This is a genomic window from Granulicella sp. L56, from assembly GCF_009765835.1.
Taxonomy (GTDB): Bacteria; Acidobacteriota; Terriglobia; order Terriglobales; family Acidobacteriaceae; genus Edaphobacter.
In genome coordinates this window covers 1,267,356-1,287,617 of sequence record NZ_LMUS01000006.1, presented here as the reverse complement: position 1 = coordinate 1,287,617, position 20,262 = coordinate 1,267,356, and the positions used below count along the sequence as shown (strand labels likewise).

General features: G+C 60.0%; 20 protein-coding genes. 7 read left to right on the top strand and 13 right to left on the bottom strand.

Annotated features, from left to right (window positions below):
* Positions 1 to 50: 50 nt before the first annotated feature.
* Entirely contained in the window at positions 51 to 1,382 is a 1,332-nt protein-coding gene (locus GSQ81_RS13305; RefSeq protein ID WP_254060176.1) for an MFS transporter, read from the bottom strand.
* A 483-nt stretch (positions 1,383 to 1,865) separates the two neighbouring features.
* Here GSQ81_RS13305 and GSQ81_RS13300 point away from each other — a divergent pair, with 483 nt between their 5' ends.
* Positions 1,866 to 2,396: a hypothetical protein gene (locus tag GSQ81_RS13300; protein ID WP_158911193.1), complete on the top strand. Its 531-nt coding sequence runs from the start codon at positions 1,866 to 1,868 to the stop codon at positions 2,394 to 2,396.
* A 45-nt stretch (positions 2,397 to 2,441) separates the two neighbouring features.
* Positions 2,442 to 4,487, top strand: a complete 2,046-nt coding sequence (locus tag GSQ81_RS13295) for a PP2C family protein-serine/threonine phosphatase (protein WP_158911192.1) — start codon at positions 2,442 to 2,444, stop codon at positions 4,485 to 4,487.
* A 151-nt stretch (positions 4,488 to 4,638) separates the two neighbouring features.
* On the opposite strand, the gene GSQ81_RS13290 is transcribed toward GSQ81_RS13295, so the two are convergent.
* The 4 genes from GSQ81_RS13290 to GSQ81_RS13275 all read right to left on the bottom strand — a co-directional run bounded on the left by GSQ81_RS13290 (position 4,639) and on the right by GSQ81_RS13275 (position 7,687).
* On the bottom strand, positions 4,639 to 5,004 hold the full coding sequence (locus tag GSQ81_RS13290; RefSeq protein ID WP_158911191.1) for an STAS domain-containing protein: 366 nt from the start codon (positions 5,002 to 5,004) through the stop codon (positions 4,639 to 4,641).
* A 3-nt stretch (positions 5,005 to 5,007) separates the two neighbouring features.
* Positions 5,008 to 5,466, bottom strand: a complete 459-nt coding sequence (locus GSQ81_RS13285) for an ATP-binding protein (RefSeq protein ID WP_158911190.1) — start codon at positions 5,464 to 5,466, stop codon at positions 5,008 to 5,010.
* The gene (locus GSQ81_RS13280) at positions 5,463 to 6,623 is read right to left on the bottom strand and encodes a PP2C family protein-serine/threonine phosphatase (RefSeq protein ID WP_254060175.1); all 1,161 of its coding nucleotides are present in this window, start codon (positions 6,621 to 6,623) and stop codon (positions 5,463 to 5,465) included. Before GSQ81_RS13280 ends, GSQ81_RS13285 begins: the two co-directional genes overlap by 4 nt.
* 125 nt (positions 6,624 to 6,748) lie before the next feature.
* Complete coding sequence (locus tag GSQ81_RS13275) at positions 6,749 to 7,687, bottom strand: oxidoreductase (RefSeq protein WP_158911188.1); 939 nt, start codon at positions 7,685 to 7,687, stop codon at positions 6,749 to 6,751.
* 126 nt (positions 7,688 to 7,813) lie between these two features.
* On the opposite strand from GSQ81_RS13275, the gene GSQ81_RS13270 reads away from it, so the two are divergent.
* Both GSQ81_RS13270 and GSQ81_RS13265 read left to right on the top strand, forming a co-directional pair.
* Positions 7,814 to 8,656, top strand: coding sequence for a sulfite exporter TauE/SafE family protein (locus tag GSQ81_RS13270; RefSeq protein WP_158911187.1), 843 nt, complete (start codon positions 7,814 to 7,816; stop codon positions 8,654 to 8,656).
* The gene (locus GSQ81_RS13265) at positions 8,656 to 9,042 is read left to right on the top strand and encodes a DUF1634 domain-containing protein (RefSeq protein ID WP_158911186.1); all 387 of its coding nucleotides are present in this window, start codon (positions 8,656 to 8,658) and stop codon (positions 9,040 to 9,042) included. The genes GSQ81_RS13270 and GSQ81_RS13265 overlap by 1 nt, the downstream gene beginning before the upstream one ends.
* A 161-nt stretch (positions 9,043 to 9,203) precedes the next feature.
* Here the strand turns inward: GSQ81_RS13265 and plsX are convergent, their stop codons facing one another.
* The 5 genes from plsX to GSQ81_RS13240 all read right to left on the bottom strand — a co-directional run bounded on the left by plsX (position 9,204) and on the right by GSQ81_RS13240 (position 12,855).
* Entirely contained in the window at positions 9,204 to 10,223 is a 1,020-nt protein-coding gene (plsX, locus tag GSQ81_RS13260; RefSeq protein WP_158911185.1) for a phosphate acyltransferase PlsX, read from the bottom strand.
* Positions 10,224 to 10,259: 36 nt separating this feature from the next.
* A complete protein-coding gene (rpmF, locus tag GSQ81_RS13255; protein WP_158911184.1) occupies positions 10,260 to 10,445 on the bottom strand; it encodes a 50S ribosomal protein L32 in 186 nt (61 codons plus the stop codon).
* 77 nt (positions 10,446 to 10,522) lie between these two features.
* On the bottom strand, positions 10,523 to 11,080 hold the full coding sequence (locus tag GSQ81_RS13250; protein WP_158911183.1) for a DUF177 domain-containing protein: 558 nt from the start codon (positions 11,078 to 11,080) through the stop codon (positions 10,523 to 10,525).
* Between the two features lie 31 nt (positions 11,081 to 11,111).
* A complete protein-coding gene (locus GSQ81_RS13245; RefSeq protein ID WP_158911182.1) occupies positions 11,112 to 11,714 on the bottom strand; it encodes a hypothetical protein in 603 nt (200 codons plus the stop codon).
* A gap of 58 nt (positions 11,715 to 11,772) precedes the next feature.
* Positions 11,773 to 12,855 (bottom strand): hypothetical protein, encoded by a 1,083-nt coding sequence (locus tag GSQ81_RS13240; protein ID WP_158911181.1) that lies wholly within the window; start codon positions 12,853 to 12,855, stop codon positions 11,773 to 11,775.
* A 105-nt stretch (positions 12,856 to 12,960) separates the two neighbouring features.
* On the opposite strand from GSQ81_RS13240, the gene GSQ81_RS13235 reads away from it, so the two are divergent.
* Positions 12,961 to 13,734: a TIGR03435 family protein gene (locus GSQ81_RS13235; RefSeq protein ID WP_158911180.1), complete on the top strand. Its 774-nt coding sequence runs from the start codon at positions 12,961 to 12,963 to the stop codon at positions 13,732 to 13,734.
* Between the two features lie 119 nt (positions 13,735 to 13,853).
* Here GSQ81_RS13235 and GSQ81_RS13230 read toward each other — a convergent pair whose 3' ends face one another.
* Positions 13,854 to 14,441 carry a thiamine phosphate synthase gene (locus tag GSQ81_RS13230; RefSeq protein ID WP_158911179.1) on the bottom strand — a complete coding sequence of 196 codons (588 nt, stop codon included), beginning with the start codon at positions 14,439 to 14,441 and terminating at the stop codon, positions 13,854 to 13,856.
* Positions 14,442 to 14,668: 227 nt separating this feature from the next.
* Between GSQ81_RS13230 and sthA the strand changes: the two genes are divergently transcribed.
* Positions 14,669 to 16,066 (top strand): Si-specific NAD(P)(+) transhydrogenase, encoded by a 1,398-nt coding sequence (gene sthA / locus GSQ81_RS13225; RefSeq protein ID WP_158911178.1) that lies wholly within the window; start codon positions 14,669 to 14,671, stop codon positions 16,064 to 16,066.
* 49 nt (positions 16,067 to 16,115) lie between these two features.
* Positions 16,116 to 17,012: an ROK family protein gene (locus GSQ81_RS13220; RefSeq protein ID WP_158911177.1), complete on the top strand. Its 897-nt coding sequence runs from the start codon at positions 16,116 to 16,118 to the stop codon at positions 17,010 to 17,012.
* Between the two features lie 83 nt (positions 17,013 to 17,095).
* Here the strand turns inward: GSQ81_RS13220 and mutM are convergent, their stop codons facing one another.
* Both mutM and GSQ81_RS13210 read right to left on the bottom strand, forming a co-directional pair.
* Entirely contained in the window at positions 17,096 to 17,902 is an 807-nt protein-coding gene (gene mutM, locus GSQ81_RS13215; protein ID WP_158911176.1) for a bifunctional DNA-formamidopyrimidine glycosylase/DNA-(apurinic or apyrimidinic site) lyase, read from the bottom strand.
* Between the two features lie 179 nt (positions 17,903 to 18,081).
* Complete coding sequence (locus GSQ81_RS13210) at positions 18,082 to 20,121, bottom strand: fused MFS/spermidine synthase (RefSeq protein ID WP_158911175.1); 2,040 nt, start codon at positions 20,119 to 20,121, stop codon at positions 18,082 to 18,084.
* Positions 20,122 to 20,262: the final 141 nt, after the last annotated feature.

The following is a 20,262-nucleotide window of genomic DNA, read 5'->3' as shown; positions in this document are numbered from 1 at the left end:
CGTGATGGGGATCGGTGGGATGTTGTTGGCTCCGGGTTGGCTTGCTCTGTTTATGGTATGCGTGGGGCAGCGATCTCTGCATCAAGACTAACTTCATCCAACTGTCGTGTGCTTGCAGGCGCAGGCTTGCCGAACCCGAGGATCATGATAAATCCGGAGACGATCAGGGAGATGGCCATCAAAAGATAACCCGCACGCGCATTTCCGGTACGTGCCTGCAGCAGGCCCACGATCCACGAGCCGAAGAATGCTCCCAGCGCTCCGAAGCTGTTGACCAACGCCATCGCCTCGCCGCAGACATTGCTGGGAATAATCTCAGGAAGGATTGCGAAGAAGGGACCATAGGGCGCAAACATCGCGCCGCCCGCAAGAATGAGACAACCATAGGCCAGCCAGAAGCTATGCGCGGCCAGGACGAAAGAGCCAAGCAGAGCAATCCCGGAGAGAAGAAGAAAGGGCCACACCAGCGATTGGCGGCGCAGGCTCTTGTCCGAGAGATAGGCCACCAGAATCATCGTCAGCACGGCGAGCAGGTACGGTATCGCACTCAGCAGGCCGGTAGCTCCGATGCCCAGAGAACTGCCCTGGCGAATGATGGTGGGCAGCCAGAGAATAAAGCCGTAGACGCCGAGGCTCCAGCAGAAATATTGCGCCGAGAGCAGAAGCACGTCAGGTCGCAGGAGGGCCTTGCTCAAGCTGCCCACTTTAGGCAACGCCGCTTGCTCGGCGGCGAGCTGACGGCGCAGAGATGCACTTGCCTCAGCGCTCATCCACGACGCCTTTTCAGGTCGGTCGCGGACGATCAGCAACCAGACAAAGGCCCATACGATGGAGGGAGCGCCTTCGAGGATAAACGTCATCTGCCAGCCGAATGAGCGGATGAGGAAGCCGGTGATGGCCGACATCCACAGGATGGTGACGGGGTTGCCGAGGATCAGAATAGCGTTGGCGCGCGAACGCTCCGAGCGCGTGAACCAGTTGGTCAGCAGAAGCAGCATCGCGGGAAAGATCAGGCTCTCCGCGACGCCCAGCAACATGCGGTCGATGGCCAGCAGCCAGAAGCTGCGGATGACGCCGGTCAGCGCTGCCAGCACGCCCCATACGATCAGCGTGAAAAAGATCAGCTTGCTGGTGTTCCTGCGTCGCGCATAGGCGATGCCCGGTACCTGGAAGAAAAAGTATCCCAGAAAGAAGAGCGAGCCCAGCAGCGCGGTCTGCGAATCGGTGATGTGCAGCGTCGTGGCCAGCCCCGCCGCCGCGCCGAATCCGTAGTTGGCACGGTCGAGATAGGCAAGGCTGTAGGTCACAAAGACCGCGGGCAGAAGCAGCAGCCAGCGTTTGCGCAGGTTGGCGGTCACTTCGTCGGCAGAGGCCTGGTCCACAGAGGATTGCTCCCAATTCTTCAGAAAATTTTAGCTGGTTTTGATCAATGGCCGATACGGCGCGACCGCTTCGTGCTGCCTGCAAACATCGAAGTATTTCTGCCTGACATACTACCGTCCCTGCGGCTCCGCTGGCGCGCCTCACCGCAAGCACTCACGCTTTCGATAGGAGCCACCAAACTGCAACCCCACGTCATCTCGACCGGAGCGGAGAGACCCCTGTATTTCGTTCTTGCCTTTGTCGTTGTCTATGATTCTCGACGAGATGATTTGATTGACTCGCGTAAAGAGTACTCCTATAGTGGGTTTCATAGAAGTCGTCTCACGTGCCGGCCCCCCGATCTTTCCTCCCCTCTTTTCACGGTGAGACATCAAGAGAAATTTTGAGAGAAAAGAGAAAAGGAGTCAGCCATGAAAGCTCTTCACTGTCTGGTTTTAATCGCATTGGTTTTTGGATGCACAGGTCTGGCTAAAGCAGATCCTGTGGACTTTCATATCAAGGTTCTGGACCCGACGCCCCCGACGGACCCTTCTTATCCGCTCTTTCCCATCTCTTCAACCTCGTTCAGCGTCTCCTTCACTGCCTGTATCGCCGGCGAGCTGCCGTCGGGCATGACGGCGGACGGATGCTTCGCGGGGCGCAACGTATCGGGACTGGCCTGGACTGGCCTGGACTTCTCCTTCCCGAGCGGCGGCGTGTTGACCGGGCAGCCCGCGAGTTGTGCGCCTGCGCTCTCCGACAATATCTTCAGCGCGACAGACTGTCCCGTGAATCCTGCAAACGGATCGTACGATCTGGGCTTCTCCGATGGAGTCATCCATAACGGTGACTACTTCTTCATCACCGAAGACGGTGTCGTTCCTCCGACCGATTTCCCCACTGGTTCCGTGACGGCGACGGTTCTGACACCCGAGCCGCGGTCGATGGTGCTGCTGTCCACCGGGATCTTGTTCTTCGGCTGCCTGCTCTACGGCGAACGATCGCGCGCACTTCGCGCATCGCTGTTCTCCTGAGCCGTCTTCCGTCTGCCTTCGTGATTGCTTTCAGGAGGTCTGCCTATGCGCCGTTTTTGGCTATGCCTCTTGTTGTTGCTGCCATGCGGCGGTCAACTGCTCGCGGCACAAAACAGCTCTGTTGGCATGCAGGTCACGCTGGGCAATGCGGCGGTAGAGCTCTCCGGCCCCTGGAGGTTTCACACCGGCGATAACATGGCCTGGGCCCAGCCGGGCTTTGACGACTCCGGCTGGACCGAGATGGACCTGACGCCGCCGCCCGGTACGGCGGACGCCACGCTGGGCAGCAGCGGATACATTCCCGGCTGGACCGACCGCGGCTTCGCGGGCTACTCCGGCTACGCATGGTATCGGCTGACCATCGATGTGCAGGGAGCGGACGATCCGCTGGCGTTGAAGATGCCCGACAACGCCGACGACGCCTACCAGGTCTACGTCAACGGCCAGCCGATCGGCACCTTCGGCAAGTTCACCTCCCATGGAGTCACCGCCTACAGCACGCTTCCCCGCGCCTTTCGTCTGCCGCCCGATCTTCGCAGCGGCCGCATCACACTTGCGATTCGCATGTGGATGGATAGCGCCACTCCCTTCAATAGCCCCGATGCAGGCGGCCTGCACGAGCCTCCTGTGCTGGGACACGCCTCGGCGATTGCGGCACAGATTCGCTTAGGCTGGGACGACGTCGCTCACGGCGTAGGCAGTGGCTTTCTGGAAATGTTGATCCTGCTGCTGGCCCTGGCCGTGGCCCTGAGCCTCTTCTCGCTCGACCGCACGGAGGCAGCCTATCGCTGGCTCGCGCTTGTCTCGCTGATTACCCTGATCGGCAACTCGATTGTCCTCCTCGTAAATTTCACAGCGTTGATCGGCCAGTCGCCCAGCGTCATTCTGATCGACGACATCCTGACACCGGTACGCATCGGCCTGTGGGTCGTCTTCTGGGGCTACTGGTTTCGTCTGGAGCGCATGGGCAGGCTGCATCGGGAGGTGTGGGGTTTCGTGCTTCTGCTGGCGATGGGAACAGCGTTGCTGCGTCCTCCTCTCTATGGACAGTTAATTCCTGTCCATGCGGCAACCTATCTGGTGCCGTTTCTTCTGGTGGTGAAACTCGCCTTGGCGGTGCTGCTCTTCTGGGTGACCTATCAAGGCATCCGCAGGCACGGAGCCGAGGGATGGTTGGCGCTTCCCGCTGTGCTGCTGGCCGCGATCTCGCAGTATCAACATGAGCTGCGCCTGATTCATGTCCCGACGGAGTTCTCGCTCTTCGGCTTCCAGATCTCGCTGGGCACCGTCTCCACCATGCTTTCGCTGCTGCTGGTCACGGTCATGCTGTCGCGGCGCTTTCTGCACTCGCAGCGCAGGCAGGAGCAATGGCGGCTCGAGATCAAGCAGGCGCAGCATGTGCAGCAGGTACTGATCCCCGAGAAGTCGCCGACCATCGCGGGATTGAGCATCGAGAGCGAGTACCGCCCCGCACGCGAGGTTGGCGGCGATTTCTTCCAGATCATTCCCGGCGAGCATGACGGCAGCGTGCTGATCGTGGTGGGAGACGTGACCGGCAAAGGGCTGCAGGCGGGAATGCTGGTGGCACTGATCGTCGGCGCGATCCGTTCCACCGTGCAGCACGACTCCGATCCATTGAGCGTATTGAACTCACTCAACGCGGAGCTGTGCGACCGCGAACACGCCAGCGCCACCTGCCTGATGCTGCGCATCGCAGCCGATGGCATGGTGACGCTCGCGAATGCTGGCCACCTTCCTCCCTATCTCAACGGGCGGGAGATGCAGATGGAAGGCTCGCTCCCGCTGGGCATTGTGGCCGGCACCGAGTTTCCCGTGATGTACTTCAAATTGAAGATGGACGATACGCTGATGCTGATGTCCGACGGAATCGCAGAGGCGCAGAACCAGCATGGCCTGCTGTTTGGGTTCGAGCGCATCGACCGGATGTTGAGCCATCCCATCACTGCCGCCGAGCTGGCGACAGCAGCCCAGGAGTTCGGACAGGAAGACGACATTCTCGTGCTTCGAATCGAGCGCAGCAGCGAGCCAAAGACCGTCACGCACGTAGAGCCGGTCATGGCTGTGACCTGAGCCGCTCGAGCCTCGGTGCTCGGCTTTCTCTACAGCTATTTCCTCTCAGGTGTCGCTTCCCTTGTTTGTCATTCCCGAAGGGAATCTGCGTTCCTTCCCGACTTGCATGAGGACACCCGGAGGGGACAGCTATAGTCGGTCAAATCGCGCATCAAGCCGTAAACGCAGCGCACGCGGCCTGCTCATCCGGATGAAGGCTGGTGTATTTCGTGATGCCCACCATGGTGAAGACCTTCTGAAAGTGCGGCGAGAGGCCAAACGTCTTGATGGTCTGGCCGTGTTTACTGGCCGCGATCATCAATTGAATGACGAGAGCGATGCCGCTCGAATTGAGATACTCCACCTTTGAGAAATCGAGCAGAATGCGATGCACGTCTTCCGGCAGTGCCTGGTAGGTGCCGAGCACCGCGGCTTGTGAGGCACTCGTGATGTCGCCCGCAAAGCGGAGCACCGTGATGGCAGCACCTGTACCGCATGGCACCTCGTCCAGTCTTACCTGCGTGCTTTTTTCCTGCATGGCTTATTTCCTTTCGAGCGATTCGCTTGCGGGATGAAGACGGATGACCATGCGTGCATAGCTTCCGGTCGGCGGCGAACTGACCCACTCCGCCTCATCGACCAGGGCCTGGATCAGAAACATGCCCATGCCGCGTGCCTTCTCCTCTTCATGCATCTTCTTGTCGATGTCAGGCGCCGTTCCATGGCCCTGAGTGCCTGCGCCGGTGTCGACCACCTTCACTTCGAGCGAGTCATCACTCATCGATAGGATGACCCCGACACTGAGCGACTCGTCAAACTTATTGCCGTGCTCCATGGCGTTGATGCAGGCCTCGGCCACGGCGGTCTTCAGGTCTTCGACGCGTTCGTCGGTAAAGCCCATCATCCGGGCTGTGCTCGCGGCAGTATTCATGGCTATCTTTTCGTAGCCCAGCCGCGACGGAATGTGAAGTTCGATGATGCCCGGATTGTTCTCTGTCATTGGCAATCTCCGTGATGAGGATCTCTCGACAGTACAAGTGCGGTCATGTCATCGGTCTGCTCTTGTCCCTCGGAGAACCGCTCCAGCGTGTTCCACAACGAAGTCAGCGTTGCCTCCGGGGTTCGTTCCGCGCAATCGGAGAAGGCCTGAAGAAGACGCTCTTCCCCAAACTCCTCTTCGCCGCGAAACACCTCGGTCAATCCGTCTGTGTAGACTAGCAGTCTCGCCGAGCTTCCAAGCACATATTTTTCGGCCAGATAGGTCGAGAAGGGAAGCATTCCAATCGGTGTTCCCGAGGCCGCAATCTTATGCAGCTTATGGTCTCCCGTCATCAAGAACGCTGGATTGTGCCCTGCATTGACTACCTCAATCGTATTGCTGCCGGGACTGAGCCACAGCAGAAATGCCGTGACATAGCGGCGCCGAGACTCCGCGCCTTCGTTGTAATGAAGCAGGTTCATCCGCGTCGCAATCTCGGCCAGCGAAAGGTCAGCCTGCAACATCGCACGGAACGCCGAACGAAACGACATGCCCACCAGGGCAGACGTCAGCCCCTTGCCCGCAACATCACCGAGAACAATCGCAATGTCGCCAGAAGGCATCGTGACAATATCAAGATAGTCGCCGCCCACTTCGTAGCAGGTCACCGAGCGCGCGGCAAGAGTATAGCCGGGGACCCGCGGCATCTCTTGCGGAAGCAGGCTCTGCTGAACCAGCCGCGCCGATGCAAGATCGCTCTCGATGCGCTGCCACTCGACGGTGCGCACATGGAACCGGGCGTTCTCGATGGCGACCGCGGCCTGCATCGAAAGCGCTTCCAGAAAATCGATCTCGTCCAGGTCCAGTGCGCGCCCCTCAGGCAGCAGGACGACAAGGTCTGCGAAGCGGCTCTTCTGCTTATCGCAAAGCGGAAACCGCAGCCACGAATCGCCAGCCATCAGCGATGCAGCTTCACCTACACTCAGCGACTCTTTCAGATCGGCTGGAACATCGCCGTATGTTTGCCCGAACGCAGTAAAGAACGCACCCGCCAGCTCAAGCTCACGAACAACGATTTGAAGCGCAATGCACAGTACCTCGTCCAGCTCGATGGTCGAGTGTATCTGACGGCTTGCCTCCAGCAATGCCTGCAGGCGAACCACCTGCTGCTGGGCCAAAAGTGTCTCAGTGAACTCCATTGGAGATACCTGTCACTACGGGGCCCGTTACCCGGATGAGTATATGCGAAAGCAGCGACGGCAGAAGAGGATTTTGCCATCCGTATCGCGAGCGGCGATGGCCTCTATAAAAACTTAACGCCCGAAAGCTCCTCACAAACATCCCACAGACGCGCCGCTGCCGCTGTATCGTTTGCCTGCGGCATTATCTTTGCGGGCCCAATCTCCTCGCCAGACATCTCCTGAAAGCCCTGCGGGCCATAGTAGTCGCCGCCCGTCACTGCGGAAGACGTTGCCGCATACAGCGTAGGCAGCGCGCCTTCCGCCTCAGTGTTGAGAAACGCGCCGATGAGATGCCCCATCACTCTGCGAACAGCATTCTCGACCGCAGAGTGATGCCCAGTCTGAAAGAGATTGGTGTTGGCGATTCCCGGATGCGCCGCGACGCTCAGAATGGTTGAGCCTGAGGCACGCAACCGGCGTTCCATCTCCAACGCGAGCATCAGGTTCGCCAGCTTCGATTGCTGGTACGTCTTCATGGGAGCGTAATTTTGCTTGTATTGCAGATCGTCGAAGTTCAGCCGCCCACGCTTATGGGCGATCGATGCAATGGTGACGATGCGTGGCGCTTCGGCAACAGCCTTTTGCAGCAGAGGAAGCAGTAACCCGGTAAGGGCGAAGTGGCCCAGAACATTCGTGCCGAACTGCAGCTCGAAGCCATCTACCGTCTGCTGGCGCGTCGGCGGCGCCATCACCCCGGCATTGTTGATGAGGATATCGATGGGGTGGCCAAGATCGAGCTGGCGAGCGGCGAACTCGCGCACTGAGGCCAACGAGGCCAGATCGAGGAGGGCCAGCTCTGTGCCGGTCCCCGGAGCTTCGGAGTCCAGACGCGCAAAGGCGGCCTCGCCCTTGCGGCGGTCGCGGCAGGCGAGAATGACGTGCGCCCCCTTGCGTGCGAGAGTGAAGGCGGCATGATAGCCGATGCCGCTGTTCGCCCCGGTGATCAGGATGCGCTTGCCCGCTTGCGAGGGAATATCTGCCAATGTCCAGGGGTTACCCATATCGTGTTGGATGTTTGACGGTAGATTCCGACACAAAGTTATTGCATAACTGCTTGCGGTCGTCTCTGTTTAATCATCAAACTAAATTAGTTTCATCAGGTTCTGTTTATCGAGCACTTAGCGACATTGCCGGTACTGTTGTTCACCCTGCTTGTCTTTGCCGGATCGATTGCGGCTGGGCTGTTGGGAGCACTCACTGGCCTCGGCGGCGGTGTCGTGCTCGTGCCTCTGCTCACCGTGGTGTTCCACGTCGACATCCGCTATGCCATCGGAGCGTCGCTGATCTCCGTCATCGCCACCTCTTCGGGAGCGGCAGCCGCCTATGTGCGCGAAGGTTTCTCAAGTGTTCGCATCGGCATGTTCCTCGAGATCGCCACCACCATCGGCGCAGTCTTCGGCGCATTTCTGGCCACGCGGATACCGACCCGGGCGCTCGCGATCATCTTCGGCGTCGTGCTGCTCTATTCGGCGTGGCTCTCGTGGCAGCAGGGCCGTCGTCACGAGGCAGACGGCGGAGGCAGCAGCCCATGGTCGGATCGGCTGCGTCTTTCAGGATCGTATCCAGACGGCGCAGGCGGCGAGAAAAGCTATAAGGTGGATCGGATCCCCGCAGGCTTTGCGACCATGTTTGGCGCCGGTACACTCTCCGGCCTTCTGGGCATCGGTTCAGGCGCGGTGAAGGTGCTGGCCATGGACCAGATCATGCGCATCCCCTTCAAGGTCTCGACCACGACCAGTAACTTCATGATCGGTGTCACCGCAGCGGCCAGTGCAGGAATCTACCTGCATCGCGGCTACGTCGATCCGGGGCTGGCCTTTCCCGTGATGCTCGGTGTCCTGGCCGGGTCGTTGCTCGGCGCAAAGCTGCTGGTGCGAGCACGGGTCTCGGTACTGCGCAGCATCTTTACAATCGTCATTCTGGCGCTGGGGGTCGAGATGATTATCAACGGCTGGCTGGGGAAAATGTAATGGCGCTTCAGAACTCAAAATTCGACGACCGTCAGATGGAAACCATGATGGGCAGGCTGCTTCAGATTGGCGTCCTGTTGGCCTCGCTCGTAGTTCTGGTGGGTGGTGTTCTGTACGTCCGTAAACACTTCGGAAGCGCAGTCGACTATCGCACCTTCGCAGGCGAGCCCGCCAACCTGCGCAGCGTAAGAGGACTATTTCACTTATTGATGGCAGGTGATCCGGCGGCGGTGATTCAAATAGGAGCGATCCTGCTGATCGCGACCCCGATTGCCCGTGTAGTCTTTGCCATAATCGGCTTCGCGCTGGAGCGCGACCGCTTCTATGTTGCGGTGAGTATGACAGTGCTGGCCGTTCTGATGGCAAGCCTGCTCTACTCCGCCTGAAGCTATACTCTGTGGCAACGAAGGATTGCCCCAACCCTACGTCATCTCGACCGAAGCGAAGCGCAGTGGAGAGACCCCTGTATTTCGCTCTTGCCGTTGCCTGTTTTTAATCGGTCTGATCGGTGTAAATCGGTGTTAAGCCTTCAACTTCTGAAGATGCTTTACTGCTCGCTCGCAGGCGATGCAACGAGGGCCGCTTCAATGCTGGTATTCACCTCGGCCTGGGCAAACTCCGCGGTCACGCGAATCCCATTCATCACTGCCTTCTCGTTCGACGAGCCATGGCCCACAATGCAGACCCCGCGAACGCCCAGCAGAGGCGCTCCACCATACTCCGAGTAATCAAGCCGCTTCTTGAACTCCGCGAACGCCTTGCGCGAGAGCAGCGCGCCGACCTGCGAAGTCACGGTGGATTTCAGCGATTCGCGCAATGAGGCGGTGACAAGTTTGACGATGCCTTCGCTGGTCTTCAGCGCGACGTTGCCGACAAAGCCGTCGCACACCGTCACGTCGCTGTGGCCGTTGTAGAGGTCGCGGCCCTCGACGTTGCCGATGAAGTTGATGCCAGCCAGCGCGCGAAGCAGCGGAAGCGTATCGCGGGTGAGCGAGTTGCCCTTCGAGTCCTCTTCGCCGATCGAGAGCAGACCGATGCGAGGATTGGGGACCTTCAGGACGTTCCGGGCATACATATGGCCCATGACGGCAAACTGGACAAGATTGTCGGGGTCGCAGTCGACGTTGGCGCCCACGTCGAGCAGCAGCGAGGGAGTGCCCACCGAGGTAGGCAGAACGGTGACCAGCGCCGGACGGTGAACGCCCGACAGCATACCCAGAACCATCTTGGCAGTCGCCATCGCAGCCCCGGTATTGCCTGCCGTAAAGAAACCTGCCGCGCGGCCTTCACGCACCATCTTGAGCCCAACTCGCATGGACGAGTCGCGTTTGGTGCGGACAGCCTGCGCAGCCTTGTCGTCCATGGTGATCCACTCGGAGGCGGGCACGATGAAGACCGGAAGGTGCTGGCCGCGGAGGTGCTGGCGCAGAATGGGGCGAATGATGTGTTCGGGGCCAGCAAGGTGCACTCGGACGTCGTACTGACGTGCAGCGAGGATGGCCCCGCGAATCTCGGATTCGGGGGCCTTGTCAGAACCCATTGCATCTACAACGATATCGATCGGCATCAGCAGGGGACTTGGAGCTTCAGAATGTGGGTAATACTAGCTTGCTTCCTTGACCGCGAGAACCTCGCGACCCTTGTACACGCCGCACTTGCGGCAGACACGGTGGGGCAGCTTGCGCTCATGGCAGTTGGGGCATTCGGAGACGCCGGTGGGGGTGAGGAAGTCGTGGCTGCGGCGCTTGGCAGTCCGTTGCTTGGAGTGGCGCCGTTTTGGATTAGGCATTGCAGTGTCCCTTTCAATGGGCCGCGGCAGTCAGGCGAAACTTCAGATCACGCGCTGACGACGAAGCAAAACTTTTTTCAGTGCTTAAGCTCGAGCTTGGATGCCAGATCCGCAAGAGCATTCCACTGCGGATTGGCCGGAGCCGCATCGCAGGAACAGTTTGCAAGATTCAGGTTCTGGCCACAGCGCGGGCAAAGCCCTTTGCAATCTTCTTTGCAGAGGGTACGGCCGGGCAGGGAGAGTAACACCTGCTCACGCACCACATCTTCAAGCGAAAGACCGCTCTCTTGATAATAACCGATTTCGGTCTCGTCCGGGGTAATTGAGTGCTCCCCGGCGACCGCATCCGCCTCTTCCGGGCGAAACAGCAGGTCGAACTCCCCGCTCAGCGGCAGGGCGACGGGTTCGACGCAGCGGGCGCAGAGAATCTCGAAGTCGCCGTGGTACGCGGCGCGCAGGCGGATGTCATTGACGTGGGAGCCTTCGTCGCGGCGCTCCACCAGCAGATCCGCGCTGCCTTGGATGGGCAGCGGGCTGGTTTGGCGAAGGTCCAGGGTGTAGTCGATAGTGCCGGGTTGGATGATTTCGTCTATCGCAAGAGGTTCATCGACGAGTTGGAGCGGAGTTATGAGCACGTCTTTAAGGGTAGCAGGTTGGGGGGCAAGATCAAACCGGGTTCGAAGTCCCGGTGGTGGCGGGTTGTGCAGCGGGTTGCTTGTCGTAGACAGAGGTCGTGTCGAACTCTCCCTGATCGACTACGATGTGCATCACCCGGGTCAGGATTTTCCCATCAGCAGAGAGCGTGAAGGTCGATTTCAGGCTTCCCGCGCCGCTTTGATAGGTGATCTTCTGCGTCAGGATAAGCGAAGCTCCGTCCCACTCGCCCTTGGTGCTGAGGTATTGAAGGGTCGCGGTGTCGGCGAAGATGCCTTTGGGCGTGGGGGTATCGTTGCCGTCGGTGGTGAAGGGAAGCGTGTAGGCCTCTTTGCCGCGCTCGTTATCGGAGGTCGTGGCGATGCTGTAGTTCGGGCCCGTGTGGCTGAAGACGAGGATCTCGTCCTGTGGCGGGGGCACCTGGTCATAGTTGCTCGCGGCCAGGTTCAGCGTCCAGGTCCCGCTCAGATCAGGCTTGACGACCGGGGCCTGCACGACGGGGGCCTGCACGACGGGCGGCGCTGGCGCCGGTGTCGGGGTCTGTGCAGAGACGAGAGGGCCGCAGAGAACAAGCGCGGCGGCGAGGCAGGCAATTCTTGTCACAGGTGTTGTCATGGTCGTTTTTCCTTGGTTGCGATGTTGAAGTCTACCAAATCACGATGACGGCCAGAGGCTAAGCCGGGCTGTGGGGCGGGGTTTCTGTTCTGGCGAAGGCCTTGAGCAGACCTTCGAGAAAAGCGAAGAAGACGTCGACAGCATAGCCGACCAGGAACGCCAGCGCCAGTGGCGGAATCGAGGCCTCCGGCGTCACGGTGAAGTTGTTAAAGAGCCCCACGACGGCTCCTCCGATGGCGGCGATCAGAAAGCGCGCCGAGTTGGCAGGCGACGGGATAAAGGTGTGGTTGCTCATCTGGCTCTCGAAGTTGCGCAGCAGATAAGCGCAGGTGCCGAGCAGAGCATAGAGCACCGGAAGAATGCAGGTGGTAAGCGCTCCATAAAAGACGGAGACATTATTAAGCAGGCTCTGCGCGAAGTAGCGGACCGACTGGTAGGTCGCAGTGGCACTGTCGCGGGCCACGTAGTAGTTGGGGAGACCCGGATCAAGCTCGTAGACGGCGCGCTGGCCTGGGTTGTTGCGCTCGGTCTGTGCTGGAGGCGCGACCCGGGGCAGCACCAGCCAGTTCAGCTCCCGCGCACGCGCATCGATCAGCCGAATCGTAGAGGCGTAGTCCTGCAGCTCCGAGATGATCTCCGAGTCGCTGACGCCGGGCGGAAGCGTGACGGCCACCGTTCCCGCCTGCGCAGTTGGCGGAGCCACACCAAGCTGGGCACGCAGCTTCACCGCGAGATCGTTGGCAGAGGCGATGTCGGTGCGTAGCGAGTTCGACAGCGCCGACGTAGTAAAGCTGGCAATTGACGCAGGAACGATGACGCACGCAAGAATGATGGCCCAGCGAAGGTAATAGCGGACGGTCGCGCCCGTGTCCTGGGTCCACGCCTTCAGGCTGTCGGCGGTCACCGGCTTCAGCAGCGCGGCCAGCTTGGTCAACGCTTCGAGCAGACCGTCGATGATCGGCTCTGTCCAGTTTTCAGGAGGCGTGCTGCGGGCCAGCAGGACGGCGGCGCGAGTCGCGGCCTCGACCTCGACTCCGGTCTCGGCGGCGTACTTCAGCAGCCGCTCCGCGTCGATGAGGGCGTCCCTGAAGGAAGCGGGGGAGGTTGTGGTGGATTGCGCGCTTGCATTCCATCGAAACATGAGGAGGTCTCCGCACTTGGCGCTGATTCGCAAGGGGCCCGGATGCGCAATCATACGCCGGGGCGTCAGTTGCGGGAAGCAGATTTTTGCAATATAAGAGCGTCAATGACGCTGAGTCCGCAGCTATCACCCACCATCCGTCTTTTTTTGCTGTCCGCCCTGTTTCTCCCAAATATCAAGGCAGCTACCGCGCAAAACCCACCATCGCCTGCCTTTGAAGTTGCCAGTGTCAGGCCCTCTTCACCGCAGGCTGACCCGCTAACCGGCAGTTGGAGCATCCCCAACATCGGTCGATTCACCGCAACCCATGTCTCCCTCGCCCGCCTCATCCAGCTGGCTTACGGCGTGGACGACAGCCAGGTCGCCAACAAGCCCGGCTGGCTCGAAACCAACCTCTACGACATCACGGCAGAGCCCGAAGACGGCATCAAGCTCTCCCGCGACCAGCTCAGGCCCCGTCTGCAGAATCTGCTCCGCCAGCGCTTTAATCTTGCCGTCCACACAGAAACGCGCTCGATTCGCGGATACGCTCTCGTCGTCGCCAAAGGCGGTCCGCATCTCACCCCCACCAAGGCGGATCACTTCCCGGGCTGGCGCTTCAATGTCGATTCCGGCCACATGCGCGGAGCCAACTGGACTATGCCTCAGTTTGCAATCTACCTTACCCCGGCGGCCGGTTTTCCCGTCGTCGATCAAACCGGCATTACCGGCAGCTATGACATCGCTTTTAATTACAACCCTAAGCCCGAGGCAGAGAGCGACCTTCCTATACTCGCCTCAGCCCTCAAACAGGCAACAGGCCTCCTGCTCAAAGAGCAGAAGGTTCCCGTAGAAACCATCGTCATCGACTCCGCCGACAAAGTTCCCACAGAAAACTAAGCACCTATAATCTCAACCTGATCTGCACAACCGCACGTCATCTCGACCGAAGGCGGCGCTTTTGCCGCCGCAGTGGAGAGACCCCTGTATTTCCTCGTCGTCCGTGCCGAAAAGCTGATTCAAAGGCGATGAAATAGCCGAATCCCCGCAATCCCAATAGCGCCAGCCGCGAGACAAGCGTCCGCATTCTCCCAGCTAACGCCGCCAAGCGCATAAACAGAAGCAGGTGCGGCAGCGACGCAGGCAGCGCCCAGCGCTTCAAGTCCCTGCCCGTGAGTAACGACCCGTCCCGTAATTTCTTTTTGAAAGACAGGCGCAAACAGGATCAGGTCTGCCTCGTTACGAGCCACTTCCACCTCGGCCAAACTATGGCAGGAGATGGAGACGACAGGCCGTGCAAGATTGGCGGCAGCGTAGACCGCCCGAACCTGCGCGGGCATAAGTTCGCCAGGGGCCGAGGTCAGGTGAACTCCATGAGCACCCGTCGCAACGGCGATGTCCAGCCGCGCGTTGATGAGCAGCTTCGTCTGGGTGTCCTGCAGCTCTTCGAGAATTTGGCGGCTAAGATGCGCAAGCGTTGCCGGAGGCAGGTCTTTTTCGCGGAGCTGGATGTAATCGACGCCGTCAGCCGCCCAGAGAGCGGCCTGCCGCAGCAGGGAGGAGGCGGCTGGCAGCAGCGAGCGGTCGGTGATGGCGTAGCGGCGCACGCTGTAAGTGTAGGTGATTTCTAGGTTTCGATGATCCGGTGCAACAGCGCAGGCGTACCATGATGATGTTGCTGTGATAGGTTAGGAATTGGCGCGTTTTTCAAAAAAAATCGGTCATGGAATGTGCGATTATTGGCCGCTAACCGGACGATCGATTACACCGTGGCGTGAATTTTAATCATCGCTGAGTAAGCTGGGGTAAGAAAATTGTCGATGAGTCATTGCATATGAGTAGTGTTTACGATCTGATCGTGATAGGTTCCGGCCCTGCCGGGCAGAGGGCGGCGATCTACGCGTCCAAGCTGGGCAAGAAGGTCGCGCTGATCGAGATGCGCGAGGTGGTAGGCGGGGCCTGCATCAACACGGGGACGATTCCCTCGAAGACCATGCGCGAGGCCGTGCTGCACCTCTCCGGCTACAACTACAAGTCCATCTACGGCATGAACTACCGGGTGAAGGAACGCATCACCATGGCGGACCTCGCCTTCCGCGTCCAGCATGTCATCAAGACCGAAGTGGACGTGACCGAGGCACAGCTCTCCCGCAACAACATCGAGATGCTGGTGGGCGTAGCCAGCTTTGAAGACGCGACCCATATCAAGGTGACCAACTCGCGCGGCTCGACTGTCTATGAGGCAAAGAATGTCCTGATCGCGACCGGCACCAAGCCTGCTGCGTCGGCCAAGGTTCCGATCAACGGCCACAGCATCATCAATAGCGACCTCGTACTGGAGATGGTCAATCTGCCCAAGACGTTGATCGTTGTAGGCGGCGGCGTCATCGGGGTGGAGTACACCTGTATGTTCTCAGCCCTCGGTGTGCGGGTGACGTTGATTGAGCGCAGGCCGCGGCTGCTGGAGTTTGCCGACCAGGAGATCGTCGAGGCGCTGAGCTACCATCTGCGGGATTCGCGGGTGACGATGCGGCTGAATGAAGAGGTGGAGTCGGTCGAAGAGATGCCGGACGGCACGGTGGTCGCCAACCTCGAGAGCAAGAAGAAGGTCCAGGGTGATGCGTTGCTCTATGCCGTCGGGCGGCAGGGCAATGTCGATGAATTGAATCTAGCGGCGGTTGGGGTGGAGTCGGATTCACGCGGCAGAATCCCGGTAGACAAGGATTTCAGAACCAAGGTGCCGACGATCTTTGCTGGTGGCGATGTCATCGGCTTCCCATCGCTGGCCTCGGTTTCGATGGAGCAGGGACGGATTGCTGCGGCGCGGGCCTTTGGCGACGAGCAGGTGCTGTCGAACCCCGGGCTCTATCCCTACGGAATTTACACGATTCCAGAGATCAGCTTTATCGGCAAGACGGAAGAGCAGTTGACGGAAGAGGACGTTCCCTACGAAGTTGGCGTGGCCTACTATCGCGAGATTGCGCGTGGACAGATTCGCGGCGATACGACGGGGCGGCTGAAGATCATCTTTCACCGGATGACGCATTCGATTCTTGGAGTACACATCATCGGCGAAGGTGCCAGCGAGCTGCTGCACATCGGCCAGGCGGTGATGGCGCTGGGCGGAAAACTGGAGTATTTCGTGGATACGGTGTTCAACTATCCAACTCTGGCTGAATGTTATAAAGTTGCAGCTTTCAACGGGTTGAATCGCGTTAGCAAGTTTGAGTAGACGCGGCGCGGCGCCTGCGGCAAGGCGGAACAAGCAAGGCGGACGAAGCATGGCAAAGTTTGTTGGCGTAAAGGTATCGAAGCAGTTGTCGACCGGGCTGGTCGTCGATCACAAGCTGGTGGGCGAGCTGCACCGGTTTCCTGAACATGAGGACGACAGCTATGCGCTGGTGGAGATGCCAACCGAGGGCCTGGTCAAAACCATCTGCGAGCAGGTAGTCCTTGCCGTCGACGGCACCGAAGGCATCTCTGCCGTGGGCGTCGCTCTGCCGGGACTGATCAAGAACGGGGTCGTCGAAGAGTCTCCGAACCTTCCCCAGTTGAAGGGCGCGCGCATCGAAGAGCTGCTGCGGACCCAGTTGCGCAGCCACAACCTCGATGTCTCGGTAACGGCCGTCAACGACGCCGATGCCATGGCTGCCGGATTAGCTTCGGCATACGGCAAGCTCGACAGCACGATTCGCGTCTGGTCGCTGGGCGTGGGCATCGGATACGGACGCTATCCCTTTATGCCGGGAGTCTGGGAGGGCGGCCATACGGTCGTGACCCTCGACGAGAAAGAGCACTTCTGCGGCTGCGGCGGACGAGGCCACCTGGAAGGCATCATGGGCCACCGCGCGATGCGCTTGCGTTTTCTCGACATGGAGCCGGAAGAGGTCTTCGAGGCGGCGAAGGCCGGGGACGCGCGCTGCCTGGAGTTCAAGCGAATGTGGCACAAGGCGCTGGCCGCCGCGACGGCCACCTCAATCCACATGTCAGGACCGGGGCGCGTCTTTTTGACCGGGTTCAACGTGCGCTTTCTCGACATGGCCATGCTGCGGGACTACACCCAGCAGATGGTGAAGATGAGTCCTCTGCAAGGCTATTCGTTCGAGATTGTGGAAGACAAACCGGGGACGCGAGTGATCGGCGCAGCAATCTCAGCGGAGCAGGCTCTCGAGCGGTAGCTGTAACCGGTAACTTTGCCCTTGAACGGTTACTTCTAGCGCGCGGAGGCCAAAATGTAACCGGTAATAATTGCTCTGGCCGGTTACTTCTGACAGGCCGGGCAGAAGTGGGTGCTTCGCCCTCCGATAACGATGCGTTGGATCGGAGTCTTGCAGACGCGGCAGGGCTCGCCCGTGCGGCTATAGACGTTGTGATGAAACTGAAAAAATCCTGCGATCCCCTCGGCGTCAACATAGTCAGAGACAGACGACCCGCCCAGCTTAATGGCATGTTTCAGCACATCGATTAAAGCGGTACGAAGACGTTCCAACTCCGCATGAGTGAGACGTCCGGCCTGTCGGCGTGGGCGGATTCCGGCGCGAAAGAGGCTCTCATCGGCGTAAATATTGCCGACTCCATGCAGCAGTGATTGATTGAGCAGCGCAGCTTTGATAGGGGTTTTGCGGTTGCGGAAGAGGGCGATGAAGTCTTCGAGCGCGATGGTCAGCGGTTCGCTGCCCGGCCCTTCGTAAGTTGCGTCGGCGATCGACAGACGCCCGAAGCGGCGCGGATCGACGAAGCGCAGTTCGCGTCCGCTGCTGAGGGTGAGGATCGCGTGGGTGTGCGCAGGAATGGGGACTTTTGGGTCGGAGACGAGCAGCCGTCCGGTCATGCCGAGGTGAATGAGGAACTGCGCGGCCTTGCGGTTGCGGGTCAAGTCCATGACGATGGTCTTGCCGACACGATGGACGCGATCGATGCGGCTGTTGGTGAGGGCTTCGGTGATCTGGTCGGGCGGCGTCTTGAAGGTCTGCGGCTTGTTGCTGGTCCAGACGGAGCGGATGGTCTGGCCGTGGGTGCGGTCGTGAACTCCATTGGCTACGGTCTCTACTTCGGGAAGCTCAGGCATGACTTTTGCAGTATAGGGGTACGGCGGGAAAGGAAGGCTTAACACCGATCTGCACCGATCGCACCGATTAGAAACGGGCAATGGCAAAAGCTAACTACGGGGGTTCTTCGCTTCGCTCAGAATGACGGCGTAAAACGAACAACAGCTAGTGCGATAACAGGCTTCCTGTGGGATTGGGGCTAGTGGCCGGTGGGCTGGAAGATGGGCAACAGGCTGGAGTAGTCATCGGTCCATGCGCCGAGGCCGGGAACGGCGCTGATCGGTGCGGCGATGAGGGCGACGTCGGGCTGGGTGAAGAAGGTTGGGCTGGCGGTGACCAGCACCCAGGTGGAGCGGAATTCGCCGCGCGTATCTACGGAGCCGGTGTCGAAGATCATGGACTGCATGTGGATGGAGGCGGCCAGTTGCGCTACCTCGGGCGCGAGGTTGAGGTATTGGTTGGAGACGTGGAAGGCGAGGATGCCATTGGGCGCGAGGTGCTTTTGGTAGAGCTGGAGGGCTTCGGTGGTGAGCAGATGCAGGGGGATGGCGTCGCCCGAGAAGGCGTCGAGCACAAGCACGTCGAAGTTTTGGGGGGTCTCTTGTGCGAGTGAGGTGCGGGCGTCGCCTTCGATGACGGTAATGGCTGCGGGAGAGTCGCGAAGGTAGGTGAAGAGGTTGCGGGCGATGGGCTCGACGTGGGGATTGATCTCGTAGAAGCGGATGCGGTCACCCACATTGCCATAAGCCGCGATGGTTCCGGCTCCGAGGCCGACGACGCCGATGTTGCGGGGGCGGTTGGCGCAGCAGTTGGCGAGGGCGAGGCCGATGCCCGAGTCTTTCGCGTAGTAGGTGGTGGGGGTTCGGGTGAGGCCGGGGCTGAAGATCTGATTGCCATGCTGGATGGTGCCGTTGAGCAGCGAGCGCAGCGGCTGGCCTTCGTGCGTGACCGACTCCTTGACCCGGAGGCTGCCGTAGAAGTTGCGGGTCTCGAGCAGGGCCTGCTGCTTGTAGGCGGCGTGCAGGGCGAAGTTGAGAAAGAGGACTAAGACGCTGGCAGTGGCCCAGAGCAGGCGCTGGCCCCAGCCGTCGGGCCAGGTGACGACGAGTGCGAGCACGGCGGTGACGAGGAAGGTGATGGAGAGGTCGTAGTTGGCCGCGAAGATCAGCGGGCTGGCGATGCCGATGAAGAAGGTTCCGGTGACTCCGCCGGCGGCTACGAGGAGATAGAAGAGGGTGGTTTCCGATGGGCGGCGGGGGCGAAGGGCATAGGTCTCGGCATGGCAGAAGAGGCAGGCGATGAAGCACTCGAAGAGGAAGAAGAGGATGGCGAGGCCGATGGGGATGCTGGTGTCCATCTTGGAGATGGCGTAGCCGAGGCTGGCCAGCATAACAACCAGTAGCCGGACGACGATGCTGCGCCGGTAGAAGCCGGGGAACTCGAAGGCGAGGATGAAGGTGATGAGGTAGACGGCGAGCGGAAGGATCCAGAGCAGGGGAATCGCGGCGATGTTGCTGGTGATGTGGCTGGTGACGGCGCTCAACTGCATGGCGGCGGCCATGGGCAGCAGGAACCAGAGCCATTTTGTTGCGGAGGATGCTGGAGGAGCGGCGGTGTCGGGAGATTCTTGTGGCGTGGCGTGGGTTGTTGACGGCACCTGTCTGGAGAGGATGGCGCATAGGACCGCGTAGACCATGAATCCGATGGCCCAGAGGAAGCGTTGCAGCTTGAGTGTCAGGTGGGGTTCGACCAGCGTGGGGTAGGCGATCAACGCGAGCAGCGAGCCAACGTTTGAGAGGGCGAAGAGTCGGTAGGGGACTTGGCCTCCCTGCTTGCGGAAGAGCCAAATTTGCAGGAGGGGGCTGGTGGAGCCGAGCAGGAGGAAGGGAAGGCCGATGGTCAGCGTGAGCGCGAGGAAGATGGTGGTGACAGGATGTTCGGAGCCCTGGCTGAGGTCGGGGCGGATGAACTTTTGCGCGGCCAGAAGGGCGATGGCGACGATAAGCAGCGCAAAGTAAAGCAGCCGCTGGCCGCGATTGAAGGGATGGCGCGTGAGCCAGTGTGCGTAGAGGTATCCGAGCAGAAGGGTGAGCTGGAAGAAGACCAGGCAGGTGAGCCAGACCGCGGAGGAACCGCCCAGCGCGGGCAGCAGTTGCTTTGCCGACATGGGCTCGACCAGAAAGAGCAGGAAGGCCGAGAGGAAGATCGCAAAGCCGTAGAGCGAGCGCGTTGAGGGCATAGGGATGGGCGATCCGGAAGACGTGCCAGTCTATGCTATTCAGCCTTTGATGTGCGATCTGAGGCGAATCTCTTTTGACAGGCAGGTTCCGCTCTGCACCATTTTAGGTAGCGGATGAGTTTCTGGAGTCTTGGCAAATTG